The following is a 24,265-nucleotide window of genomic DNA, read 5'->3' on the forward strand; positions in this document are numbered from 1 at the left end:
TGGGCTTTTAGCGAGGCAGAATGCCGAAAGGCGAAAGTGACAGCAGATCGGGATCAGTCGTCGCCGTTGCCGTCGCTACCTGGGCATGGCTTATGCTGTAGCCGTAGGTGAGGACGCGGTCACCGTCGATCATGAAGAATTGCGCCTGATCCAGGCCGGGCCGCAGGTTAGCCGTCACGGTGACGGTCTCGTACATTCTTGCCAGATGCAAAGGCTCTTCGGGAACGACACGAACCAGTTGGTTGGGCGGAGGGGACGGCATGTGACTGCAGGCTCCGGACCAAGGCACCAGCATGAATTCGTAAACAAGATCGCCATCCTGGTCGATCGGCAGAACGAAGCCCGTCAATTCGATCGGATGCTCCTCTTCATGCCAGGCGAGTGTTTCGCCCTGTGGGCTGCTCACCGCCTTGCCCGACAGCGGAACTGTCTCCTTGGGCTGATCGGCCGGCCGTAAAGCGTTCCAGAAAATAGGCTGAGCTGCAGCGACGGCGTCACAAATTGGACACGCGACACCAATTGCCAGCGCCGCGAACGTCAAGAGGAAAGGTTTGTGCTTCATCATTGCATCTCCACGGGACCGGCCGCTTGACCACCTTGCCGCTGTCGTATGGATGCTACTCCCGATCCCGCTCGGCCGTCAAAGCTTCCGGCGCGGACTACTCAGGGCTTGCGCAGAACAGGGAGAGGGTGTGCCGTGCATGCCCTCTCTTTCGTCATATTCGAGCCCGTCCTGCTGCTGTTCGGCAAGAAAGTGACCGCAGCGCCAAGCAATCGCCCCCAGGGAAGGGTAACCGTCAGCCACCGCGCGATGGATGGCGGCCGTATCCGTATCGAGGTCAGCGATACCGGTCCCGGATTCCGGCCAAACGCGTCGCCCGGCTTTTCACCCCGTTCGATCGGCTGGGAGCGGAACGGATCAGCCAGGATCGAACCGGTCTCGGGCTCGGGCTGTCGAAACATCTGATCGACGCCATGGGCGGAACGCTCGGCTTCAGCAACGGGGAAGGCGGCGCCACTTTCCACGTCGATCTTGCGCGCGCCTGCAGTGGTGGAGGCAAGACCGGTTGCGATGGAAGCCCGCCGTAGGCATCGCCTTTGATTTGGCCGCGCGGCTTGATATCAGTTCGGCATCGCTTCAACGAAATATCGGGTCCATGACAGATTCCACCGATATCGTGCGCCGATCGACGATCCTGATCGTCGACGACGAGCCCCCCAATGTCTCGCTGCTGGAGCGCATTCTCAAACGCGAAGGTTTTACGGCGCTGATCAGCACCACCGAGCCGCGCGAGGCCTTGCGGCTCTTTCGCGAACATCCTGTCGATCTCGTTCTTCTCGATCTGATGATGCCCGTTCTGGACGCCGCAACGAGAAAGACGGGGAACCGAGCGTGCAGCGCCGATAATCGGGCCAGCTCGGAAGCCGGCACCACCCAACTCAGAACATCGTATTCTTGTTTGCCGCCTCATTCGGAACGGCCTGGATCACGTCCCAGTGCTCGACGATCTTGCCGTCCTTGACGCGGAAAATATCGACGATCGCCTGGCCAGGATCGTCTGCGCCGTTGGTCGCGCGCACATGCAACCAGACCAGATCGCCATCGGCGGCGCTGCGGACGATCTCGGCCCGCGACTGGGCATTGTCCTTGAAGAAGCCGCTGAAGAAGGAAATCAAAGGCTTCTTTCCGTCGGGAACATGAGGATTGTGCTGCCGGTAGTCGTCGGCGACGACGGCGGCAGCCGCGATATCGTGCTTGTTGAAGAACCGGTCGTAGAACTCCACCACCAGCTTCCGGTTGGCTTCCTCGACCTTCAAATCCCGCGAGGCCGATTCAGCAAAAGCGCCGGCCGGCGCGGCGACGCCTGCCAAAATGACGAGTGCAAAAAGCGATTTCCCGAATGTCATGCATCAAGCTCCTTGGTATGGTCGCGATCTAGTCTAGAAAGCAGACTATGAGAGCTGGTTTATGAAACCTCGACATGCCGAGCAAGAAGGCAGATTTTGGTGGCGAGGTCAGCCGACGATGACCGAGGTAAGCATGCTCAAGGAAACGGACGAGCCGAAACAACAGCCCGTGGCAGGATGCCCGATCAGAGGTGTGCTCGATCGTATCGGCGATCAATGGAGCCTGCTGACCCTCGAGGCACTGGAAGACGGAAAGAAACGCTTCAACGAGTTGCTGCGCGAAATCGGAGACATCTCGAAGCAGATGCTCTCCAAGACGTTGAGGCATCTGGAGCAGGACGGCTTCGTGCGGCGCACCGTCTATCCGCAGGTCCCGCCTCGCGTGGAATATGAGCTGACGGAACTCGGGCAATCCTTCCTCATCCCCATGAAAACCCTGATCGGATGGGCCGAGCAGAACCACCCGGCAATCACTAGCGCGCGGCAACGACACGATAACGCCTAATGACCGCGTTCGTCAGGCGAGCAGAACCTTGCCGCCCGTTCGGAAGGGAAGAGCGGACTGCAGGGCTTGCCGGACACTTTCCAAAGGAAACACCTCCCGGATCTCGGTCTCGATGACCTTCGAAACGATGTGCGCCGCGACCTTGGAATAGGCGTGCTGCACGTCGTCCATAGCTTCGGAATGAACCCATTCCCGGAGGTGAACATAGGAAAAGGAAATATCGGGATGGGTCGCCCAGAATGAGTTCGGGATGCTCTGCCCAGAGAGCAGACCGTAGTGCAAGAAGCGTCCGCCCGCCCGCAGCGCATCGGCGAGGATTGTGGCGCGCGCTCCTCCGACGCAATCGAGCACCGCGTCTAGCCCGTGTCGGCCGGCAAGCCCGGCAACCAGATCGTTTTCCTCTCTATCGATGATGATAGCCTCGACCCGGCCGCGCAGGCGCTCAAGCGATCCCTCGCTACGGACGATGGCGACCGGCTCCACGCCTGCGGCGTTGGCGAGACCGATCAATATCGCTCCGATCGAAGAGGCGGCGGCATTGATAGCGATGCGCATGCCCGGCCTCAGCCCGATCTTGGCATGCAGCATCAACCAGGCCGTCATCGGATTGACGTAGCTCGTCGCAGCTTCGAAGTCGGTGAGCTCGTCAGGAACACGCAGGCACCAGCCGGGATCGGTATCCTTGAATTCCTGCCAGCCGCCGGCGCTACGCACCGGCAGCACGCGTGTTCCCGGCGAAAGCCCATGAACCTCTTCACCGCATTGTTCGACCACGCCGAACGCTTCGAAGCCGGGAACGAAAGGCAATGTCGTGCGTCCGCTATAGGCTCCCGAGATGGTGATGATATCGGACGGATTGATCGCCCGCGCCAGCAGGCGCACCCTCACCTGGTCGCGCGCCAGCGGCGGCAGCGCAGCCTGCTCGAGCTCGACGACATCCTGAGCCGGGCCGAATTTTCGCACGACCGCCTGATATTGCATTGCATCCCCCACACACTGCGGTTAGATCAGCCCGTCGAATTTCGGTGATCGAATGAGCGTTGACGACAGGCCTTTAGCATCGTTCCGGGTCTCGATGCGAGACATCGACATCTATGGTCATGTCCACAACTCCCGTTATCTCGATTATTGCGAGGATGCGGTCGTCGAGTTTCTGCGGCAACGGCAAATTCTCAGCCATTTTCGTCACACCTCCTCGGGCGTTGCCTATCACGTGAAGAAGGCGGAGATCACCTTTCACAGCCCGATTGATCTCGACGATGTCGTCGAGGCAAAGGTGGACGTGGAGAAGATCGGGCGCACGAGCCTGTCCTTTGCCATAGAACTCTTTCGCCAGCGCGATGGCGCCCATTGCGCATCGGCGCAATTCGTCTGGGTCTGCGTCGGCCTTTCCGACAGCCGCCCGACGCCGATTCCCGATGCGACCAGAGCCGCTCTGTCTCCCGGCTGATTGCCGATCGTTCAAACCCGCGGGTGTCCATGCCGATCCATGCGCAGCTTCTTCGACATGCAACGGAGACACCGGACAAGCCGGCGCTGGTGATCGACGGGCATTCGCTCAGCTATGGCGAGCTCTATATGCGCGCCAAGGCAATTTATCGGTTTCTCCAGGATCTCCCTCGCTCGAACCGCCGCATGCTCGATCTGCCCGGTGTGGAGAAGCTTGCCGCTCTCAGCCTTGGCAACCATATCGGCTTTGCCGGATATTTTGCGGCGGCCACCGCTTTCCCGAATGCCTGCGCGGTCATCGACCCGATGATGCCGGCGGAAAGGATCGGACGCATTATCGAGCGGCTGGCGCCTGACGTTCTGTTTGTCGACGACGATGTCGGGCCGAGTGCTGAAATTGCCCGAAGACTCGGCATTCCTGTGGTGGCTGCCGGAGCGCAGGCTTTCGAGTTCGCCGCGGCGGAAGGTGAAGCCGAGCTGCCGGCCGATACTGACAAGATCTTTCTGATCGGCTTCACGTCAGGGACCACCGCTGAGCCGAAGGCCTATTATCGCTCACGCGAGCAGTGGCGCCGGAGCCTCGATCGGGGACGCGTCGTTTTCGAGCTCGAAGATGCGCCGTCGACAATGTGCCCGGGAGCCTTGGCTCATGGCCTGGCGCTTTATGCGCTGGTCGAAGCTCTTGATGCCGGGGCAACCTTCCATTCAGTCCGGAAATGGGACCCTGTCGCGGTCGCACGCACCCTCTCCTTCTGGCACGTCGAACGGCTGGTCGCCGTGCCGACACATATAGCCGGCATTGCAAGGGCATGGACGGGCAAACCCGCTCTGACCTCCTTGCGCGACGTCCTGACCGCCGGCGCAAAGCTTGACAGGAACGGGGTCGAGTCCATGCGCCGACTGTTTCCGAAGGCCCGTATCCGGGAATATTACGGGGCATCCGAGATTGGATTCATGACCGTCTCGACCCTTGTCGGGAGCGAGATCGATTTTCCGATCGACCGGGTCGGACAAGCCTATCCCGGCGTGGGAATTTCCATTCGCGACCCCGATGAAAACGACGTTGGGACCGATGTGGCGGGAACCATATTCGTTGACAGCGACCTGATCGCGGATGGATATCTTTGGGGCGACGACGGTCAGGCTTTCCGGGTCACAGAAGCCGGAGCGACGGTCGGAGATCTCGGCGAACTCGATGCCGATGGCATGCTGCGGGTGATCGGCAGGGCCGGCGGCATGATGATATCAGGCGGCAACAACGTTTATCCCGCCGAAGTCGAGAGCGCGCTCAAAGCCTGCCCCGGCGTAGAGGATGCCGTTGTCTTCGGGCTGCCGGACGCCTATTTCGGCCAGCGGATCGTCGCCGTCGTCTCGGGAGAGACGATAGACCCGAAAATCCTGGCCGATCATTGCGCGCAGATACTCGGGAAGTACAAGATCCCCAAGCAATTCTACCATATAAGGTCCTGGCCGATGACGAGCAGCGGGAAGATCTCGAGGGGGCAAGTGGAGCGGGCCGTGGTTTCTGGAGACAATCTTGTCCTACGCCTTTCAGCCTGACGAGGATTGGCAGCCAGTCGTGGTTGCCGCCTACCGGTCGCCGATCGGTAGGGCTTTCGGATCGCTTGCGACTGTCGCGGCGGAAGACTTGCTTGCGCCGATCATGCATCGGATCCTTTTGGAAACGGGAATTGCACCCGACACGATAGACGACGTTCTGGTGGGCAATGCCGCCGGCGGCGGTGGAAACATCGCGCGGCTGGCAGCGCTCACAGCAGGTCTGCCCATGTCGGTTCCGGGTGTTGCGATCGACCGGCAATGCGGCTCGGGCCTGGAAGCGATCATCATGGCGGCCCGCTTGATCCAGGCGAAAGCCGGCGCGTGTTTTCTCGCTGGCGGCGTCGAGAGCGTCAGCACCGCGCCATGGCGCGTCGAAAGACCAAAGGCGAACGGGATGCCGCCGCGATTTTACGGGCGCGCCCGGTTTTCGCCTGAAACGATCGGCGATCCGGAAATGGGAATTGCCGCCGAGAACGTCGCGCGTCAGTTCGGCATATCGCGCCAGAGACAGGATGAATTCGCCCTGCGCAGCCATAGGCTCGCCGTAGCGGCGGCCGAGGCAGGCATCTTTCGCCCCGAGATCGTCGAGATTTCCACCGGCCACGGGCCGATCGAACGGGACGAATGCCCACGCGCCTCCACCTCTCTTGAGGCGCTCGCAAACCTCCGGCCGGTCTTCCTGGCCGATGGATCGGTCACAGCAGGCAATGCCTGCCCGCTGAACGACGGCGCCTGCCTGGTGCTGGTCATGAGCCGCGGGATGGCAAGGAGCATGGGCGTCGAAAAGGGCCTCGCCTTCATCGACAGCGCTGCTGCCGGTGTGGATCCGAATCTGCTCGGCATCGGGCCGGTCGCTTCGACCAGGAAGCTATTGAAGCGTCAGCCCGGGCTTTCGCTCTCCGACATCGATGCCATCGAATTCAACGAGGCCTTCGCGGCCCAGGTTCTGGCATCGCTGGATCAGCTCGATATTCCGGCCGACACGATCAACAGGAACGGCGGAGCAATTGCCTTGGGCCATCCGTTCGGGGCCTCCGGCGCAATCCTTGTTACCAGGCTGTACAGCCAGCTGATCCGCAACACCGGGGAAGTCGGGGCGCCCGGCGCCACTGCCTTGGCCATGATCGGCATCGGCGGAGGTATCGGGCTGACCGCCATGTTCGAGGCTACTCAGCTTTCCTGACCCGGCGAAGGCGCAGACCGTCAGGCGGCGGCGCGTTTGTGATCGGCCGGATGCTGAAGCCGAAAGGCGATCGCCAGCCTGTTCCAGGCGTTGATCATCGCAACACCGATCGAAAGGGCCACGAACTCGTCATCCGAGAAGTTGGCGTGCGCCTCTTCATAAACATCATCCGGCGCATGGCTTTTCGCGATCTGAGTGAGAGCCTCAGCCCAGGCAAGCGCGGCCCGCTCCCGAGTGGTGAAGAGCTGCGACTCCGGCCACGCGTTCAAAAGCAGCAGCCGATCATCCGTTTCCCCGAGCTTCAGCGCGTCGTGGCGGTGCATGTGCAGGCAGTGAGCGCATCCATTCATCTGGGAAACGCGGACTTTGACGAGTTCGAGCAATTTCGGATCGAAGCTTTTCGCAATCCAGCCTTCAACGGCCACGAGGCCGTCGATGCCGCTGCTTCTATGGGCCATGAAGTTCAAACGCTTGATCATTCTTATCTCCATTGTGAGAGGATTGATGACGCAAGCCTCGGCTTGCAGGCCAGTGAATACGCCTTGCTTTCCGGGTCGGCCATCTGCCCCAAGGGTAGGTCAGGCCGATGCCTGTCGACGTGATGTTCCTCCATTTTGGCCGGATTCCTCGACCGCAGAGCCAGCTTCCCTACTGCGTTCGCATAGGGTGACAGCGACTGAGGAAGAATAGTTTGGGGCCGCGATCCGGCGCATTCTCCTGCCCATCGGTTTCAACCGGCCGCACCGGCGACGGTCCCGATGAAGTCGCTTCGCTCATCGAGGGCGCGGGGGCATGCCGAGCAGTTGCCTGCTCACCTTCAGGTCACCAGAGGACATTTCTCGTAAAGGACAAGGAGACTAACCATGAAAATCGTCGTTATCGGCGGCACTGGCCTCATCGGCTCAAAGACCGTGGAAAGATTGCGCAACAAGGGGCACGAGTTGTTGGCGGCTTCGCCGAACTCGGGTGTGGACACGATCACCGGCAAAGGCGTGGCGGAAGCACTCGCCGGGGCACAGGTGGTGCTCGATCTCGCAAACTCGCCCTCGTTCGAGGACAAGGCCGTCCTGGAATTCTTCAAGACGTCGGGCCGCAATCTGCTCAAGGCAGGGGCTGCCGCCGGCGTGAAGCATCATATCGCATTGTCGATTGTCGGCATGGAGCGGCTGCAGGGCAGCGGCTACATGCGCGCCAAGATGGCCCAGGAAGAGCTGATCAAGAGCTCCAGCATACCCTATACCATCGTGCACTCCACCCAGTTCCATGAATTCATGGCTGGCATCGCCCAGTCGGGTACCGTCGGCCAGACCGTGCATCTGTCGCCTGCCTATGTGCAGCCGATCGCCTCGGACGACGTCGCCGACGTCATGGCCGAGGTGGCGCTCGGCACGCCTGTGAACGGTACGATCGAGATCGGCGGGCCGGAGAAAGTCCGACTCACCGAAATCGTCACGCGTCTCTTCAAGGCGACGAACGATCCGCGGCAAGTGGTGGCGGATCCGCACGCCCGCTACTTCGGCGTGGAACTCGAGGATAATTCGCTCGTGACCGGGGCCAAGGCGCGGCTTGGCCAGATCCGCTTCGACGATTGGCTGAGCCGGCAGCCGCCCCAGAAAAAGAGCGCCTGATACCGGGCGCCCGACCCATTCCCATCAACGCAGGAGACCAGACATGCTCAGAAAAATGATCTCGGCGGCGGCGCTCGCCATTGTCCTTGCCGCCGGCACTCAGGCTCACGCCGCAGGCGGCGACGCGAAGGTAAGCGTCGTTTTCGACCAGAAGCTTCCGAATGTTCCCGGCAAGAGCATGCGGGGGGTGCTCGTCGAATATGCGCCGGGCGGTTCCTCGCCCGGCCATACGCACCCGGCATCGGCCTTCATCTATGCCACCGTTCTCGAAGGTGCGATCACCAGCAAGGTGAATGACGGCCCAGAGAAGGTTTACAAGGCCGGCGAAAGCTTTCCCGAATTTCCCGGCGATCATCACAGCGTCAGCAAAAACGCCAGCAAGACAAAGCCGGCGCGCCTGCTTGCGGTGTTCGTGCTGGATACCGACGAGACGGAACTGACGATCGACGACAAGTGACCCCATGCCCGATGCCCGGCGTCGCCGGGCATCGATTTCCCCGGCGTGTCTCAGGCCGCCTGCAGCGCCAGTTCCAGGTCGGCGATCAGATCGTCCGGATGCTCGATACCGATCGAAAGGCGGATCGTCGATTCCAGAACGCCGATGCGCTGGCGGACATCGGCGGGCACGCCGGAATGCGTCATGGCAGCCGGATGGCTCGCAAGCGATTCCGTGCCGCCGAGGCTGACCGCGAGCTTGAAGATCTGCAGCGCATTCAGGAATTTGAACGAGGCGGGCTGACCGCCGCGGATATCGAAAGAGAAGGTGGAACCCGCGCCGGTGCATTGCGCGATGAAGGTCCGGCCGGCCGGCGAGTCCGGATCGTGGTAAGGCAGGTAGTGAACCTTCTCGACCTTCGGGTGATCGCGCAGATAATCGGCCACGGTACGCGCGTTGCTGTTTGCCCGCTCCATGCGCAGCTGCAGCGTTTCCAGCGAACGACCGAGCATCCAGCAGGAATGCGGATCGAGCTGCGTGCCGATCGCGCCGCGAAGGGCCTTGATCTGCTTGATCACCGCCTTGCGACCAAGAACGGCGCCGGCGATCAGATCGGAATGACCACCGACATATTTCGTCAGCGAATAGAGCGAGATATCGGCGCCGTGCTCGATCGGCCGCTGAAAGACCGGTCCGAGCAGGGTGTTGTCGCAGACGATGATCGGCATATGGCCCTGTCTTGCACCAACCAGGTCGGCCACGCGCCGGATCATCGCGACATCGACCAGGCCGTTGGTCGGATTGGCAGGCGTTTCGATCAGAATGACGGAGACGCGGCCCTTGGCCATCGCCTCCTCCGCCGCCTTCTGCACCGATCCTTCGCTGACGCCGTCGGCAAATCCAACGGCGGCGGCGCCGAGGTTCAGAAAAGTCTTCGCCAGTAAAGTTTCCGTTCCCCCGTAGAGCGGCTGCGAATGCAGGATCGCATCCCCCGGCCGGACGAAGGCGAGCAGAGTGGTGGCGATCGCCGCCATGCCCGATGAAAACAGCACGCCGCTTTCCGTTCGTTCGTAGACGGCGAGCCTGTCCTCGACGATCTCGCTGTTTGGATGGTTGAAGCGCGAGTAGACGAGGCCCGCCCCCTTCCCCTCTGGCGGCTCGCGGCGGCCCGACACGTAATCGAAGAAGTCGCGGCCATCCTCGGCCGTCTTGAACACGAAGGTGGATGTGAGGAACACCGGCGGCTTTACCGCCCCTTCCGAGAGTTCCGGATCGTAGCCGTAGTTCAGCATCTGTGTTTCGGGATGCAGGGCATGATTGCCGATATGGGTTTTGGAAGGATGCGGCGCGGTCATCATCGTCTCCTGTGTCGGGACTGCAGAAATGTCAGAATACATCAAAACCATACGAGAGGAGCAATCATCGCGGTCAACTCCTGGTCTCGCCGAGAGTATCAGCGACATAGGCGCCGCGTGCTCCCATCGGCAGCGGCGCTCCCGTCGTCGTGTCCTTCGCAGTCTGATGCTCCAGTTCGGCGTTCAGTTCTCCTCCGACGATTAGAATGACCACGGAAAGCCAGATCCAGATGAGAAAGCCGATCAGCGCGCCGAGCGTGCCGTATGTCGCATTGTAGTTGGCGAAATGATCCAGATAGAAGGAAAAGCCGAGGGACATGGCGGCCCAGGCGATCGTGGTCAGAACCGCGCCCCACGTCATCCAGCGGAGCTTGGCAGGCTCGCGGCTGGGACCGAAACGGTAGACCGATGTAACGGCCGCCGCGACGACCAGCAGAAGCAGCGGCCATCGCATGAGAAGGGCCATGTGCTCCTTGAATTGATCGAGCCAGAGATAGGAGAGGATAACAGGCATGACGCCGACAAGCACCACCATGACAACCGTCAAAAGCATCGCGCACAAGGTGAAGCAGAGGCCTATCAGGTTCAACCGGATAAGACCCCGCTTCTCCTCTTCCTCATAGGCGACGTTCATCGCGTCAAAGATCGCCAGCGTGCCGCTATGCGTGCTCCAAAGAGCGATGCCGAGACCGACGAAGAAGGTCACGCCGAGCGTAGCATCACGCCGGCCGACGAGCTCTTTGATTTGGTTGGCAATAAGATCGAACGCGCCTGATGGCATGAGGCCGGCCAATTCGCGAAGATGTTCGGATATGGTGGTCGGATCTGCAACCAGCCCGTAGAGTGATACCAAAGCCGCCATGGCTGGGAAGAGCGCCAGCAGCAGATAGAAAGTCACGCCCGCGGCAATCAGCGTGACCCGGTCGGCGAGGACCTCGTGGAAGACGCGCCAGAACACGTCGCGAAGGCCGCTGAAGGGGATAGCCTCGGGCGTGCTGGCGCTACGGCCACGATCGTCACCTGCGCGGTTGGTATGCTCAGGCGGGGCGACCGCCCTGCGCTCGGGTGCCTGCATCAAGACAAGTGCACCAATCGCTGCGGCCATCAATGCCGCCGCGATGGAGAATCTCTTGGGGTGAAACACATCAGGCATGAGGATGATCTCCGGTCTGGTGCGGAGATAACGCCGGGTGCCGCTAAAGGATGCAAGCCGTTGCTTTCTTGCGGACATTTAGGCCGGCGCCGAGGTCAGTCCGTTTCACACGCGGGTCAGGCAGCTGGGAGTTGGAAGCGGTTGAAAGCTCGTCAAACTCCACCACGGCCGAGCTCGGTATCGCCGAAAGCCACAAATCCGAAGTAGTTTCAAAAAGTATAAGTCGTTGATATTGCTGAGGCTGCTCCCTGATATGGAAGCGATGCTGGACTTTAGTTTCGTTACCGCATGGTAGGGAGTCGCTTCAACGCGTTTACCGATAGGCCGGCTTGGCGGCCGCGAGGCGGCAAATTGGTGCGCAGCTCGTACAAGGAGTGCGACTTGGACCTCAATTGCACCTATTGCTATCTGATGCCGGCGCCTGTCAGCGACCGGACCGTGCAGCCGATGCGTTGTGCAGCAAGCCCGATAAAACAATAGCGCTGGTGACAATCGCCTGCAATAGCCGTTTGCGTTATCAACGGACAAATACTGGGTCCGCCCTGCAAACCGTTGCCTTCTCTGGGCGCGCCTCATAATGCGTCGCGAGACCGAGGTACTGCCCGCCTGCGGACGCGATCTCGATGGTGGTTGCTTGATGGCGTCTCAGCAACCGGCAGAACGCGCGTCGCAGTCGACCAAGTTGGCACGCGAAAGCAACTGCCCGTCAAGGGGGCGGAGGCATCATGCGCGCTGCTCCAGACGTCGGCCAGCCGCACCCTGGCGCTATGTGCCACCGGCGGCCCCTCCCCCCGCCGCCACTGAAGGCGCTTCCTCCGGCAGTTGATCGCTGGGCATCTCCAGCGTCCCACTCAAATGCGCAGGATCGGCTCCTGACATATCGGTCAGAACTAACGCAGGTCTTCCGCATTGCTGAGAGCGAGGGGCTGCACGTCATCAGATAACGGGCATCGACGACGGGCGCCGCGGTTGTCTATTCCAGGACGGAACGGCCCGGACGCTAGCGTTCCTACATTTACTCGCTTTACGGCGCTAACAGTCCGACTGCAGTCGCCGCTGTGTCGCCCGCGCCGACGGACGGCCGGTCGACAAGCAATTACCCGTTCGCAATGGGCTGATCGCTCGAAGGCTTCGGCCTGGGCTTCGGATCCCGCATGATCGGAGGCCCCTCCCCTACCGTATAATACTCTCTGCTCGATTGCATGAAGAGCCGACCGCGGATCACAGCGAGCCTTCGATGGGCAGCCGACCCCGCGGCCCAAGCGAATCCGTGAACGATAGCTGTCGGTTGGGTGTTGCCTATCGTGCCGTTGTCCGCGGACAACAGGATGATCAGCATGGTAGCCGTCAAGTCGTTTGCACATGGACCAATCTCCGTAGTAACTGAATTTGAGCGGTCGAAAATATCTCTGATGCCGCCCTGCTGGTGGATGCGCTTGTGGCATTATGGCTGCCCCGATGGCTCTGTCGGGCATTGGAGCAACGGGCTCATACGCCTTACCGGGCAGGCGTGGGCATATTCGGCTCCAAGAGTTCTGAAGAGCTTCGTGGGTGTGCCGACAGGTCCGCAATACCAAGAGGCCGCTCGCTGTCTAAGGAGGAGCAGAGCCCCGCCCATGAAACGAGACCGCGGATTGCTGGCGCAGCAGCTGCGCTCACCGGAAGGGATCCGCAGCAAGGATGGCAGGCGGCCGTGGCGGCGTCATCCTTGCTGCTATTGTGTCTTATTGACGCGACAGTAATTGAGCTCGCCCGTCGCTCGGTGAAGTTTTTGGCAAAGGCTGGGCTTCGGTCGCAATCCCTGGGTGGATCGTGTTGGCGCGGCGGCGGCCAGCCCCGTCCTTCGGGGCCTCTGCGGTGCGCCTCAGCAACCGTGTTGTTGGGGCTGGTTCGATGGGGTTCGTCTTCCTTCTAAGAATGGTGTTGATCATGATGATGAGCTTTCGCATGGCGACCTTGGGCGGTTTGCCCGCGTCGCGCAGCCTGTTGTGGAACGTCTTGATGGCCGGGTTGCAACGGTTGGCCGAGTGCGTTGCCATATAGAGGGCGCATCGGACAGTGGCGCGGCCGCCAGCGAAATAGCGTTGTCCAGGTGCCGCTGTCGTGAGCCATCGTTGCAACGCCGACGAGGGCGGCGAGCTGCTTGTCGTCGATTGCGCCGAGTATGGGCAGTTCGGCGATGAGCACAGCGGCACTGACCTCGCCAATGGCCGGCACGGACAACAGCAGATTACGGCGTTCGGCCATGTCGGCCTCGGCCTCGATGCCCAGCGGTGGCGGCATGGACTCGGGCGAGCTCGGCCTTGTGGGCGGCGAAGGTCTCGCCATCAGCACTGCGACGGCCTCAGGCGGATGTTCCAGGCGGCTCTTCTGGGCGACCGCCATGTCGATGAGCTGGCGGCGGCGGGTGACACGCGCAGCAAGTCGCAGTCGTCGAAGTGGGGGATCTGTGCCGGCCGCATCGCTCTGGCGAAGTGGAGGATGACGCGGGCGAATTCCTGGACAGTTTTGGCCAAGCGACGGCTGGCCCTGGCGAAGTCGCGCACCAGGCGGGGATTGATGACGGCGACGGCAATGCGGGCGGCCGGCTTGATCGATATCTCGCGCAGTTCGGCTGACGGTCAGCTGGAGATAAGCGCCACGCTCTTGATCGGTGAAAGGCGCCGGGCACGGCAAGCCCAGGGCTTTTTGTGAGGGGTTTTCCCTCGCATGTCCGCCTGCCGGCGTACGCGCGGTACGATCCCCGCTGCCCTCATCAACTACTACTTCGTGCGGGAGTTTCTCTTTGCTGAAAGCGGGAGAGCTCCCTTCGCCCGGGTTGCTGCTCAGCAAGTTGTCCGCGGACAACCCCTCGCCTGGCCCTATCGCCTGCGAGGGAAGGTTATAATGCCTAACCGATTCGTCTGCGATATCCGCGTGGCCGCCAGGCTTGAATTTGCCGCATTGCGGCACTACCTCGTGATGGACTGAAGCGCTTAACCCCTCCGAGCCGCTTCGGTCCGACGGACAGCACTCCTCCTCCCAGGCTGTCGGTCACTATCGAAGCCCGGCGCACCTCTCCCGCGCCGGGCTTTTGTCGTTCTGGCAATCCGCCGCCGGACAGACAGCGCATCCTCACTTTCCATGGGTGTCGATCTGGTCCTGGTGAGACGTGCCGCGATCAGGGAGGCGGGGGGTTATCCGCTTCACCGATTTGCGTCGGGCCCGCAGTATTGCCTCCAACAAGGGAGCCACGAGGGGCTGTCTCCTGAGATCGTGGGTAAGCAAGTCATACGTCACAACCCGACCGGCTCAATCGCCGCCACTTGCTGATCTTCACCGTCAGTCTGAGCGTCGCCATCCAAGAGAAGGCGCCGGATGCCTCGGCTAGGTTGCGCCAGCGTATTAGCGTCAATCACGTCGGCTGTCTACGCGCCGTATTCGGCGCGCGCTGGCCACTGCATTTCAGCATGCCGCGGCCATCAATTTCGTCTGGATCTCGGCCGGCATGGGCAGCCGCTCGGGTCCTGGCGCGCTTGATCCGATCTCACAGATGGCAGGCGGCAAATTTCGACAATAGGCTTTTCGTGCGGGGCAGGGGAAGGATACCGGCGGCGAGGCTGCACTAAGCTCGAGATAACCAGATCCGAGCTCGGCGCCCTGGGCGTGTTGCCGCCCAAGCCCTTTGCTCCGGATGTTTGGCGTTGCGACCTCGTCGGTCAGAAGTGCGGCCAGCGGATCGCGCCGCCGCGGCGCGCTACGTCGCTCTGGTTCCCTGCGGAGATGGGGCGGGCGGTCTTGCGGACTTGGCCGTGATGGTACAGACGTCGTCATAGCAGAGCGCCCATTGGTCGCCGATATGCCAGCAACGCCCTATCCGCGGCTCCGTCTTCCAGAGCAGGCTTTTGACGAACTCGATGCCGCCGCGCTCGAAGGCGGCGGTCAGCGCGTCGATCTCGTTATCGTCGGTTGTCAATCCACCGTTGGCGCAGACGAAATAAGCTGTGCCGATCCAACGCGCCGCAAATCCACAATCGCCGCGCTCGATACGAAGAGCAGCGCCATGGGACGCATGACGGCCGCTTTTCGGCGGTCGGTCCTGGCGCGGTACGCCAAGTGGCAACACCAGGCGCCCTCCGGGCCGCAGCCTTTCGATCCAGGGTTCCGCGGGCCGCGCGACGGCGAGATTCACATAGATCGCATCCACCGCGTGCTGTGGCCATTGACTGCCGTCGGCGTTAACGACGCTAACATTGGCCCGATCAGCAAGCGCTGCTTGTGCGTGGGCAGCCAGATCAGGATCCATCTCGACGGCATGGACATGACCGGAAGTGCCGACCAACTCTGCCAGAATGGCGCTGTAATAGCCGGTGCCGGCACCGACATTGACGATGCGATCGCCGCCGATCTGCACGTCCAGTTCCGCCAAGAGTCGGGCATGCAGTGACGGGCTTCCATTGTTGACGCCCTTTTCGGACTGCAGGGCGAACAGTACGTCCTGATAGGCCAGAACCAAGTCGGAGGAGGGGAGGGGGCGATATCCGCCGCCCAGATTGGCGATCTGCCATGGAGGCGCACCGAGGAAGTTCTCGCGCGGGACGGTGGCAAAGGCAGCTTCGATCCGCGGGTTCGTCGTTGCGGCAGTTGCCACTACCTGATGGGCGTAAGCGCGGCGGATCACCGCCAGTTCGTCGGCCGTGAACAGCGCAGTCGGCATCGGCAAATCTCCGGGTATGGCTTTGATCTGCTCCTCTTTTACGTCCTTTCGGCTCCAAATCCATCTCTATCCCGACTGCTTGACCAATAGGGACGAGAACTCATGACGGAAGTTAAATGGCAATTCTGTTCCATTAGTAAAAATTAAGTTTTTACTTCATATCGTTAACATTCCGGTAGCCGCAAAATTTAACTGTATCGCCGTACATTAAAGTGTGGCCTCAGCGCAGTCGAACACGTTTCAGGCGTCGGGTATCGTGTGGTGTCTGGCGCCTACTCTGAAACGCTTCTTGATCCTATCGACCGACGTCCCGTCCTGAAGCGGAACCTGGACCAACCGGTCATATGTCTCGAAGCCCATTTTTGCGTAATAGCCAAGGCCGCTGAAATTGTCGGCGCGAATGGTGGCATTGATGAATTCGAGCCCGAATTCTTCCGCTGCGGCTCGGGTTGCGGGGAAGAGAGCGCTGCCAACGCCGGGGGTTCTTGGGTTCAAGCGGGCAAAGGTTGCGATGTCGGCGAAGCCTTTCGGCGGATCGCCGTATAAGCTCAGCGACTGAAAGCCGACAAGCGACTGATCGCGCTCGGCAACATGGCAGGTCAGAGGAAACTCGCCGTCGATGAACCAGTCCGCGAACTCGGCAGCCGAAAGCGGCGTCTCGAGTGCGGTTGTTCCGCCGGCAAGAATGATTTCGTTCAAGAGACTGCTCAGCTCCTCCGCGTCGGCGGAGACGGCTCTTCGAATGTGCATGCCTTGGCTACCTCGTTTTGGAGGTACAGCCTATCGGCGAGATCAGAGATTACAAGTCGCCAATTCGCTGCGAAGGCGAGGAGTGATCAAGAACTCCGCATGCCGTCACATTCCGGTTCCGCGTTCGACGGACTTGCTCCAGGCCTTTCGTCTTCAGGCGTTCAGGCGCTGCTGCGTCTGCCGGTCGAAGAAGTGAACCTTGGCCGTTTCGAAAGAAAGCTTCACCGGCTGTTCCGGCACCAGCTCGACACGTTCACGAACGACCCATGTCAGCTCCCTGCCTTCGAGCTCCACCGCGACATGGGTTTCCGATCCCGTGGGTTCGACCACCTTGACCACGGCATCCACACCGTTTTCGCCACCGAAGGTGATGTCTTCGGGGCGAATGCCCAGCGTCAGCGGTCTGTTGGCGGAATTGGCTGGAGCCCGCGAAAGCGTTACGCGCGACCCACCCGGCAGCGACAATACCGGGTTGCCTGCGCCCTCAAGGGTTCCCTCGAGAAAGTTCATCGCGGGGGAGCCGAGGAAGCCGGCGACAAAGATATTGCGTGGTCGGTCATAGAGCTCGAGCGGGCTACCGATCTGTTCGACGCGACCGCCGTGGAGCACGACGATCTTGTCAGCCATGGTCATGGCTTCGATCTGGTCGTGGGTGACGTAAACGATCGTGGTCTTCAGGCGTTGGTGCAGAGCCTTGATCTCCGCCCTCATCTTCACCCGCAGTTTCGCATCCAGATTGGAAAGCGGCTCGTCGAAGAGAAAGACTTTCGGATCTCGAACAATGGCGCGGCCCATGGCGACGCGCTGCCGCTGTCCGCCCGACAGCTGCGCCGGCTTTCGATCGAGAAGCGGCTGCAATCCGAGAATTGCTGCAGCCTCACCGACCTTCTGTTCGATTTCCGGCCGCTTGACCCCGGCGAGCTCGAGCGCAAATCCCATGTTCTGGGAGACCGTCATCTGCGGGTACAATGCATAGTTCTGGAAGACCATCGCGATATCGCGATCCTTCGGCTGCAGATTGTTCACGACCCGACCATCGATGCTGATCTGGCCGGCGGTGATATCCTCGAGCCCGGCAATCATGCGCAGCAATGTCGACTTGCCGCAGCCGGAGGGGCCGACGAGAATGGTAAATTCACCGTCGGCGATCTCGACGTCGACACCATGAATGATGTCGACCGTGCCGAAGGATTTCTTGACGTTTCTGATGCTCAAGCCAGACATGGATCTATCCTTCAACGTTTCCTGCGCACACGCAGCGCCTGGAATGGCTTGCGCGGAATTTTCACGCCGAAGGCCGCGTCCGGCTTGCCGCCGCGCACGACCGAGCCATGGCGCGTCGGATGCGGAACGGGAGCCGCCACCTTTTCGACCGGCGTGATCGTCATCTCCCAGGTGTCGATGAGATCGACATCGTAGTCATCGCTATCGACCGGCAGGCCCGTCGACCAGATCACCGGCTGATGCTCGCCGAAATAGATCAAACGGAAATCGCCGTCGCCGTCGCGGGCGCCCGAGACGCGGGACCAGGGCCACTCACCGATGATGCCGAGCGGCTCGAGGCCGTGTTTGACATCGGCTTCCAGGAGGTCGCGGAGGAAGGCGATGCGCTTCCACGCTTCGCCGCGCAGTTCCCCGCCCTTGGCCCACCAGATCAGGTCCTCGGGATGAGAATAGGTTTCCCCATGACCGGCATAGCCGCCACGCGCCATGGTGATCCAGAAGCGATGCACGAGTTCCTGCGCATTGAGGTTGCCCCATGACTGCAGGATGTCGCCCTCATATTCCGGCTCGTCGTTGACGACAGGCTTGCCGTAGGCATCGCGCCATTCCTGGGTCCGCTTGACGTCAGGGTTTTGAATGCAGGTGTGCGTGACCCATGGCTTGCGATGATCGAAATTCGCCGTCACGTCGCCGTTATGGATGGAGCGCAGGTGCTGGTAGGGGTCGTTTTCCTCCAGGATGTGGAAGTAGCGATCCCACTGCTCCATCGGCTTCGTATCGATGAGGAAATCATATTCATTGGCAAGCGACCACCAGACATTCCGGTAGGCAGCGAGACGAGCGGCCAGATACTCGACATAGCGAAAATCCTGCTTCGCCGACATGTCGGCATAGCCCCACCGGTCGTAGGGGTGGAAAATGATGATATCGGCTTCGATCCCCAGCTGGCAGAGCGCTGCGACCTGCTTCTCGAAGTGCCGGAACGAGGCGGGGTTCGGACGATCGAAGTCTTCCTTTCCGTCCGCTCCGCGTTCGAAGCAGGCGTGCAGCGGCTCGTTGACGTTGTAGGGATAATCCTTCGGAAACACGCCCATCCGCATCTTGTTGAAGCGGGCCTTCTTGAGGGTTTCGAGGGTCTGCTTCTGCATGTCGAGCGGCTGGTGCGTCCAGGCGTAGCAGGTCGTCCCGAAGGACAGGAACGGGGTGCCGTCGGCATAGGCGAAGTGGAATTTGTTGCGCACGCGAACCGGGCCGTGATTGCCGGCCGAAGGCTCGGTCGCAGTCAATGCGCCGGTCTTGCCGTCGAGTGCAGCAGTCCTGGAACGGGTCAGAAACGACCATTCGCCTTCGATGTCCGGCATGAAGCGGATGCGGTAAGTTCCGTTGCCGTCATAGAAGCCCGGCACGCGGACTGCGCGGCTCTTATGGGTGAACACGGCATCGAATGCCACGTCGAGATAGGGATTGCCACTGGAGGGTCCATCAAAGGAGGCCTCGAACACGCCCCATTTTTCGACCGTTGCATCAGACATAGAATATTCTCCTCGTGGAATGCTTTTCGTGGCCCTAGCCTTTGACGGCGCCGGAGGTCAGGCCAGAGACGAAGTAACGCTGGAAGATGAGATAGACGATCGTCGCCGGCAGGACGGTCATCACAATGGCGGCATTGAGCTGGCCGTAATTGCTCGAGAACTGCCCCTGAAACGACATCAGGCCGAGCGGTAAGGTCCACATGTGCTGGTCCTGGAGCAGCACCAGCGCCATGGCGAATTCGTTCCAGGTGGAGACGAAGTCGAGGATGAGCAGTGCGGCGAGCACGGGCAGGCACACCGGCAGAAAGATCCGTCTGAAGATGATGAAGTGGCTTGCACCGTCGATCAGTGCTGCTTCCGACAGCTCCTTGGGAATGCTCTTGAAGAAACCGTGCAGGATGAAAACCTGATAGGGAACGCCGAAGGCGATGTAGGGAAGGATGACGCCGGGGTAGGTGTCGATCAGGCCGAGTGAATTCACCAGGGTAAAGAGCGGCGCAAGCATCACCTGGAAGGGGATCATCGTGCCGAACACGACAAGCAGCAGCAGGGCCTTGGTGATCTTCAGCTTGATCTTGGCAAGGGCATAGGCTGCCATCGCCGAAAGGAACAGCCCGAGCGGCACCTTGATGACCGTTATGATGACGCTGTTGAAGAAGGAGTTTGCGAAGTTGCCGCGGCTCCATGCAGCGCTGTAGTTTTCGAAAGCCAGCTCGGTTGGCGGCACGAAGGCGCCCGTGCCGGTCACCGCCGCCGGCGTCTTCAAGGAGGTGAAGACGATGAAGACGAATGGCGCGACCCAGACGAGCGCCACGATAACAAGCGTGATCCAGAGACCGATCAGAATGGGATCCCGCTTCATCGATGATGGTTCGACCTGCAAATGCACTGCGGTCTGGTCGGTCGGTACTGCTGTCACGACTCAACCTCCTCGTGCTTCTGGGTCCATTTCAGATAGGGAATGACGACGGCCATGGTGATCAGCAGCAGCACGACCGAAATCGCCGCACCTCGTCCGAAATCGAAGATCTGCATCGCCTGCGTGAACGCCCAGAGCGCCAGCATCTGGGTAGACTGCGCCGGTCCGCCACCCGTCAGGCCGTAGACGATGTCGAAAGCCTTCAGGGAGGAGATGACGGAAAGAACGAGAACGATCGTGATCGTCGGGCGCAAGGCCGGCAATGTCACATGCTTGAACACCTTCCAGCGGCCGGCGCCATCGATGCGCGCTGCCTCGACAAGCGTCTGAGAGACATTCTGCAGGCCCGCCAGAAACAGGACCATCGAGAAGCCGACCGTCTGCCAGAGATAGGCGACGAAGACCGAATAAAGGGCGATATCCCTGTTGCCCAGCCAGTCATTGATCCAGCCCTGCATGCCCCACGAGGTGAGCAACTGGCTGAAAAGGCCGAAGAACGGATCGTACATCCACTTCCACATGGTCGCGACGGCAATCGGCGCGATGATAACAGGCAGATAGAAGATGGCCCTGAGGCCATTTCGGCCGAATATCTTCTGATTGAGGCTCAGCGCCAGCAGCAGTCCGATCATCGGCGGGAAGATCAGGCTCATCAAGGTCCAGATCACGGTATTGCGGAACGCAACCCAGAAGACCGGATCCTTCGTGAAAATCGCCGAGTAGTTTGCAAGCCCTACAAATTGCCGCTGCGGGTCCAGCCCGTTCCATTTCTGGAAGCTCAGGATGACGACATTGAGCATCGGATAGAGGGCAAAGACGGCATAGATCGCCAGGGCTGGCACGAGCAGGATGAGCGCTTGGACGCGCGGATCATGTGTCGATTGTCGAAGTGACATGCTTTCCTCCTGGCAGTGAAGCGGCTGCCAGCTGATGAAAGAATGTGCCGGTCGATCGACAACTGGTCGATCGACTGGCACCTCGGGAGGAATCAGGTTCGGCTTGCGATAAAGCTCTGCAACTGCTTGGCCGCATCGGCCGGCTCGGTGTTGCCGGAAGCAACATCGTTGATGACCCGGAAGTACTCCGTCGTGACGTCGAGCGGGAACGCCTGGTCGCCGTTCATGTAGACCTTGCCGTATTTCTGGAAGATCCCCAGCCATTCCGCCTCGAGCGGCTTCTGGTTGGCATATTGGACGTTCTTGTTGACGGAGGTTGAACTCAGCTGGCCGAGCAGGTCCTGCTGGACCTTCGTCGAGAGGAAGTAGTCGAGGAACTTCGCCGCTACATCAGGGCTCTTGCTCTTGGTGCTGATGTAGTTGTACTCGGCGAAACCGTAGAGACGATCGGTGTTGGTCGGGAAGGGGAAAATCCCGTAGTCGTCGAGATTGGCGCCGGAGCCGTTAAGCTGGCTGACCAGCCAGTCGCCTTCGAGCATCATCGCTGCACGACCCGCGGTGAAGAGGCTGTAGGACTGTTTGTTGTCGATGCCCATGAACGGCTGCAGCGTATAGTCCTTCGTCCACTTCGCAAACTCCGCGAATGAATCCGTCGCGCAGGGTTCCTTGGTCCAGTCCAGCGTCATCGCCTTCAGCGCATCGTGCTTTTCAGCACCGCACTTCGTTTCAAGGATGACGTCCATGAGACGCATGACGTGCCAGTTGACCGTGCCGCCGAAGGTGAAGGCGGGAATGCCGGCAGCCTTCAGCTTATCGGCCGCGGCAAGGAATTCCTCGTAGGTCTTCGGCTCTTCCTTGATGCCGGCCTGTTCGAAAAGCTTCTTGTTGTAATAGACGGCCTCACCCTTGAAGGTGAAGGGGACGCCGTGCTTGCCGCCGGGATAGAGGTCGGCAAAAGCCGCTGCCGAGGGCAGCAATTCGTCGCTCCACTTATACTCGGCATAGTATTTGTCGAGGGGCAGGGACAGACCGGCCTTCACATACTCGCCGCCGAGGCCGAGGCCCGCCCAGCTGAAATAAATATCAGGTCCCTTGTCGGAGCCAGCAGCGACACGCAAGGCGGTCTTGTGCTCGTCGACGGCGCGCTGAACGATCTCGACATGCGTCCCGGGGTTTGCCGCTTCGAAGTCCGTCGCCACCTTCTTCAGAGCCGTGTTGGCAGCATTGTTGTCGAAGTTGAGGGTCCAAAGCGTGATGTCTTCCGCAAGAACCGGCGTGGCCGATAGCGACGCCACGGCGATCGCAACGATGCTCGCAGTCTTCAATTTCGCAGAAAGGGTCAGCATTACCGTCCTCCTCTTGTAAAGCCGGGCCCCTTGTTGCAGATAGTCATTGACATGTCAACTGGTATGATGAGCATCACCACCGTGATGCTGAGCAAATTTGGCCATCGCGGCGATAACGATGACGGCGGACGCGGCGCCGGGATCGATGTGCCCGATCACACGGTCCCCCAATCGTGAAGCCCGTCCCTTGGTCGCCGTCATGTTGCCGGTCGCTTCGCAGCCTGCGCGCGCTGCCCGCTCTGCCGCCTCGAAGCATTGGGGCAGGGGCTTTCCCGACTGCCAGGCATCGAGTGCTGCGTCGGCCGCAGGCCTCCAGGCGTCAACCATCGTCTTTTCACCGGGTTCGGCCTTTCCGCGTTCCTGGATTCCCTGCGCCATTGCGGCGAAGACACGCAGAAAGTCGTCGTCGCTCAATGTCTGCTTGTCTTTGGCGGCTGCTCCGGCGCGCATGAAGGCCGTGGCGTAGAGCGGGCCGGACGAAGCGCCGACCGCATTCAGGAATGCCTTAGCCGCGACGTTGAATGCGGTTGTTGGGGCGATCCCGGCGTCGAGCTCGCCGACCGCTTTCGCCGCGGCCTGGCAGCCTGCATCCATGGCAAGGCCGTGATCCCCATCGCCGATGGCGCCGTCCAACGCGCAGAGATGGTCGCTCTCTGCCGCAATATCCTCGGCAATCCCGGCAAACATGCGCTGCAGGTCTTCGGTCGTAAACGTCATCGATTACCTCACAAACATCGCGCAATCACAGGGGTGGTCGATCAATCGCCGAAGCTCGTCGTCGAGATGCATGACCGTGATCGACGCGCCGGCCATTTCGAGAGAGGTGCAGTAGTTTCCGACGAGCGACGTATGGATGACGAGCCCGGCATCGTCGAGCCGGGACTTCACGCGCCGCATCATGATGTAGAGTTCCATCATCGGCGTCGAACCCAGCGAATTGACGAGCACGGCGACACGATCGCCCCGGTCTGCTTTCATTTCGCGAAGAATGCTGTCCATGAGTTCGTCGCTCACCGCGTCGGCCGGCCTCAGCGGCTCACGCGCCACGCCAGGCTCTCCATGAATGCCCATTCCGATCTCCATCTCCCCTTCGCCGATCAGGAAGTTCGGCCGGAGGGTCTGGGGCAGCGAACAGGGGGAAAGCGCGACGCCCATCGTATAGGTTCGCGCATTGGCATGGCGGGCGGCGCGCTCGACATCGTCAAACGAGTAGAGAAGGTCGCAGGCTGCGCCGGCGGCCTTGAAGATGAATACGTTGCCCGCCACGCCCCGCCGCCTGTCCTTTTGATCGGCAGGCGCGGACGCCACGTCATCCGTGGTAAGCACGGTGCGGACCTCGATCTCGTCAAGCGCCAGCATCTCGGCTGCCATGTCGAAGTTCATCACGTCGCCGGCATAATTGCCATACATGAATAGGACGCCGGCGCCGCCATCGACCGCCTTGGCGCAGGCGATGATCGGATCTGGCGGCGGCGAGGCGAAGACGTTGCCGATCGCGGCCGCGTCCGCCAGCCCCTTGCCGACAAACCCCAGAAATGTCGGTTCGTGCCCGGATCCGCCGCCGATGACCAAGCCGACCTTGCCCTTGCGTGGCCCGTTTCTGGCAATGATCGCCCGGGGCATGTCCCCCACTGCGTAGAGGTGGCGCGGATGCGCCGCCAACACCCCTTGCAGCATTTCATCGACGGCATCTGCGCCGGCATTGATAAGCTTCTTCGTCTTCAC

General features: G+C 60.9%; 23 protein-coding genes and 1 pseudogene. 8 read left to right on the top strand and 16 right to left on the bottom strand.

Features of this window, described 5'->3' with window-relative positions; all coding sequences use genetic code 11:
- Nucleotides 1–7: 7 nt before the first annotated feature.
- Entirely contained in the window at nt 8–565 is a 558-nt protein-coding gene (locus tag AC25BC_RS25000) for a DUF3299 domain-containing protein (protein WP_128438773.1), read from the bottom strand.
- A gap of 125 nt (nt 566–690) precedes the next feature.
- Between AC25BC_RS25000 and AC25BC_RS25005 the strand changes: the two genes are divergently transcribed.
- Entirely contained in the window at nt 691–1,089 is a 399-nt protein-coding gene (locus AC25BC_RS25005; RefSeq protein ID WP_244432274.1) for an ATP-binding protein, read from the top strand.
- 68 nt (nt 1,090–1,157) lie between these two features.
- Nucleotides 1,158–1,523, top strand: a complete 366-nt coding sequence (locus AC25BC_RS25010; protein ID WP_244432268.1) for a response regulator — start codon at nt 1,158–1,160, stop codon at nt 1,521–1,523.
- Here AC25BC_RS25010 and AC25BC_RS25015 read toward each other — a convergent pair.
- On the bottom strand, nt 1,441–1,908 hold the full coding sequence (locus AC25BC_RS25015) for a nuclear transport factor 2 family protein (RefSeq protein ID WP_012755208.1): 468 nt from the start codon (nt 1,906–1,908) through the stop codon (nt 1,441–1,443). The two genes, AC25BC_RS25010 and AC25BC_RS25015, sit on opposite strands and share 83 nt — an antisense overlap.
- Nucleotides 1,909–2,041: 133 nt before the next feature.
- Between AC25BC_RS25015 and AC25BC_RS25020 the strand changes: the two genes are divergently transcribed.
- Nucleotides 2,042–2,413, top strand: coding sequence for a winged helix-turn-helix transcriptional regulator (locus AC25BC_RS25020; protein WP_041935756.1), 372 nt, complete (start codon nt 2,042–2,044; stop codon nt 2,411–2,413).
- A 12-nt stretch (nt 2,414–2,425) separates the two neighbouring features.
- Here the strand turns inward: AC25BC_RS25020 and AC25BC_RS25025 are convergent, their stop codons facing one another.
- Nucleotides 2,426–3,394, bottom strand: coding sequence for a zinc-dependent alcohol dehydrogenase family protein (locus AC25BC_RS25025; RefSeq protein ID WP_128438772.1), 969 nt, complete (start codon nt 3,392–3,394; stop codon nt 2,426–2,428).
- A 52-nt stretch (nt 3,395–3,446) separates the two neighbouring features.
- Between AC25BC_RS25025 and AC25BC_RS25030 the strand changes: the two genes are divergently transcribed.
- Genes AC25BC_RS25030 through AC25BC_RS25040 form a run of 3 tightly spaced genes read left to right on the top strand, consistent with a single transcriptional unit; the run spans nt 3,447 to nt 6,605 of the window.
- On the top strand, nt 3,447–3,863 hold the full coding sequence (locus AC25BC_RS25030) for an acyl-CoA thioesterase (protein WP_003562313.1): 417 nt from the start codon (nt 3,447–3,449) through the stop codon (nt 3,861–3,863).
- Nucleotides 3,864–3,892: 29 nt separating this feature from the next.
- Complete coding sequence (locus tag AC25BC_RS25035) at nt 3,893–5,422, top strand: class I adenylate-forming enzyme family protein (protein ID WP_128438771.1); 1,530 nt, start codon at nt 3,893–3,895, stop codon at nt 5,420–5,422.
- Nucleotides 5,400–6,605: a thiolase family protein gene (locus AC25BC_RS25040; RefSeq protein WP_128438770.1), complete on the top strand. Its 1,206-nt coding sequence runs from the start codon at nt 5,400–5,402 to the stop codon at nt 6,603–6,605. Before AC25BC_RS25035 ends, AC25BC_RS25040 begins: the two co-directional genes overlap by 23 nt.
- Before the next feature lie 20 nt (nt 6,606–6,625).
- Here the strand turns inward: AC25BC_RS25040 and AC25BC_RS25045 are convergent, their stop codons facing one another.
- Nucleotides 6,626–7,084, bottom strand: a complete 459-nt coding sequence (locus AC25BC_RS25045; RefSeq protein WP_128438769.1) for a carboxymuconolactone decarboxylase family protein — start codon at nt 7,082–7,084, stop codon at nt 6,626–6,628.
- Nucleotides 7,085–7,468: 384 nt separating this feature from the next.
- Here AC25BC_RS25045 and AC25BC_RS25050 point away from each other — a divergent pair, with 384 nt between their 5' ends.
- Entirely contained in the window at nt 7,469–8,233 is a 765-nt protein-coding gene (locus tag AC25BC_RS25050) for an SDR family oxidoreductase (protein ID WP_128438768.1), read from the top strand.
- Between the two features lie 43 nt (nt 8,234–8,276).
- The gene (locus tag AC25BC_RS25055; RefSeq protein WP_003562308.1) at nt 8,277–8,690 is read left to right on the top strand and encodes a cupin domain-containing protein; all 414 of its coding nucleotides are present in this window, start codon (nt 8,277–8,279) and stop codon (nt 8,688–8,690) included.
- Nucleotides 8,691–8,740: 50 nt separating this feature from the next.
- On the opposite strand, the gene AC25BC_RS25060 is transcribed toward AC25BC_RS25055, so the two are convergent.
- From AC25BC_RS25060 to AC25BC_RS25115, 12 genes and pseudogenes are all read right to left on the bottom strand, one after another.
- Entirely contained in the window at nt 8,741–10,024 is a 1,284-nt protein-coding gene (locus AC25BC_RS25060) for a cystathionine gamma-synthase family protein (protein ID WP_128438858.1), read from the bottom strand.
- Nucleotides 10,025–10,097: 73 nt separating this feature from the next.
- On the bottom strand, nt 10,098–11,177 hold the full coding sequence (locus AC25BC_RS25065; protein WP_003562306.1) for a YihY/virulence factor BrkB family protein: 1,080 nt from the start codon (nt 11,175–11,177) through the stop codon (nt 10,098–10,100).
- A gap of 1,864 nt (nt 11,178–13,041) precedes the next feature.
- Nucleotides 13,042–13,762: pseudogene (locus AC25BC_RS25070) on the bottom strand (transposase); the annotation flags it as partial.
- A 1,151-nt stretch (nt 13,763–14,913) separates the two neighbouring features.
- On the bottom strand, nt 14,914–15,873 hold the full coding sequence (locus tag AC25BC_RS25075; protein ID WP_128438766.1) for a protein-L-isoaspartate O-methyltransferase family protein: 960 nt from the start codon (nt 15,871–15,873) through the stop codon (nt 14,914–14,916).
- A 240-nt stretch (nt 15,874–16,113) separates the two neighbouring features.
- Nucleotides 16,114–16,623, bottom strand: a complete 510-nt coding sequence (locus AC25BC_RS25080) for a GNAT family N-acetyltransferase (RefSeq protein WP_003562303.1) — start codon at nt 16,621–16,623, stop codon at nt 16,114–16,116.
- Nucleotides 16,624–16,776: 153 nt separating this feature from the next.
- A complete protein-coding gene (locus tag AC25BC_RS25085; RefSeq protein ID WP_017996057.1) occupies nt 16,777–17,847 on the bottom strand; it encodes an ABC transporter ATP-binding protein in 1,071 nt (356 codons plus the stop codon).
- An 11-nt stretch (nt 17,848–17,858) separates the two neighbouring features.
- Nucleotides 17,859–19,379 (bottom strand): DUF5060 domain-containing protein, encoded by a 1,521-nt coding sequence (locus AC25BC_RS25090; RefSeq protein ID WP_003562301.1) that lies wholly within the window; start codon nt 19,377–19,379, stop codon nt 17,859–17,861.
- Between the two features lie 34 nt (nt 19,380–19,413).
- Complete coding sequence (locus AC25BC_RS25095; RefSeq protein WP_012755221.1) at nt 19,414–20,298, bottom strand: carbohydrate ABC transporter permease; 885 nt, start codon at nt 20,296–20,298, stop codon at nt 19,414–19,416.
- On the bottom strand, nt 20,295–21,194 hold the full coding sequence (locus AC25BC_RS25100; protein WP_003562299.1) for a carbohydrate ABC transporter permease: 900 nt from the start codon (nt 21,192–21,194) through the stop codon (nt 20,295–20,297). The genes AC25BC_RS25095 and AC25BC_RS25100 overlap by 4 nt, the downstream gene beginning before the upstream one ends.
- A gap of 92 nt (nt 21,195–21,286) precedes the next feature.
- On the bottom strand, nt 21,287–22,540 hold the full coding sequence (locus tag AC25BC_RS25105) for an ABC transporter substrate-binding protein (protein WP_003562298.1): 1,254 nt from the start codon (nt 22,538–22,540) through the stop codon (nt 21,287–21,289).
- Nucleotides 22,541–22,594: 54 nt separating this feature from the next.
- Nucleotides 22,595–23,257 (bottom strand): dihydroxyacetone kinase subunit DhaL, encoded by a 663-nt coding sequence (gene dhaL, locus AC25BC_RS25110; RefSeq protein ID WP_128438765.1) that lies wholly within the window; start codon nt 23,255–23,257, stop codon nt 22,595–22,597.
- Between the two features lie 3 nt (nt 23,258–23,260).
- Nucleotides 23,261–24,265 carry a dihydroxyacetone kinase subunit DhaK gene (locus AC25BC_RS25115; RefSeq protein ID WP_128438764.1) on the bottom strand — a complete coding sequence of 335 codons (1,005 nt, stop codon included), beginning with the start codon at nt 24,263–24,265 and terminating at the stop codon, nt 23,261–23,263.

It is taken from the genome of Rhizobium sp. WSM409, assembly GCF_057653825.1.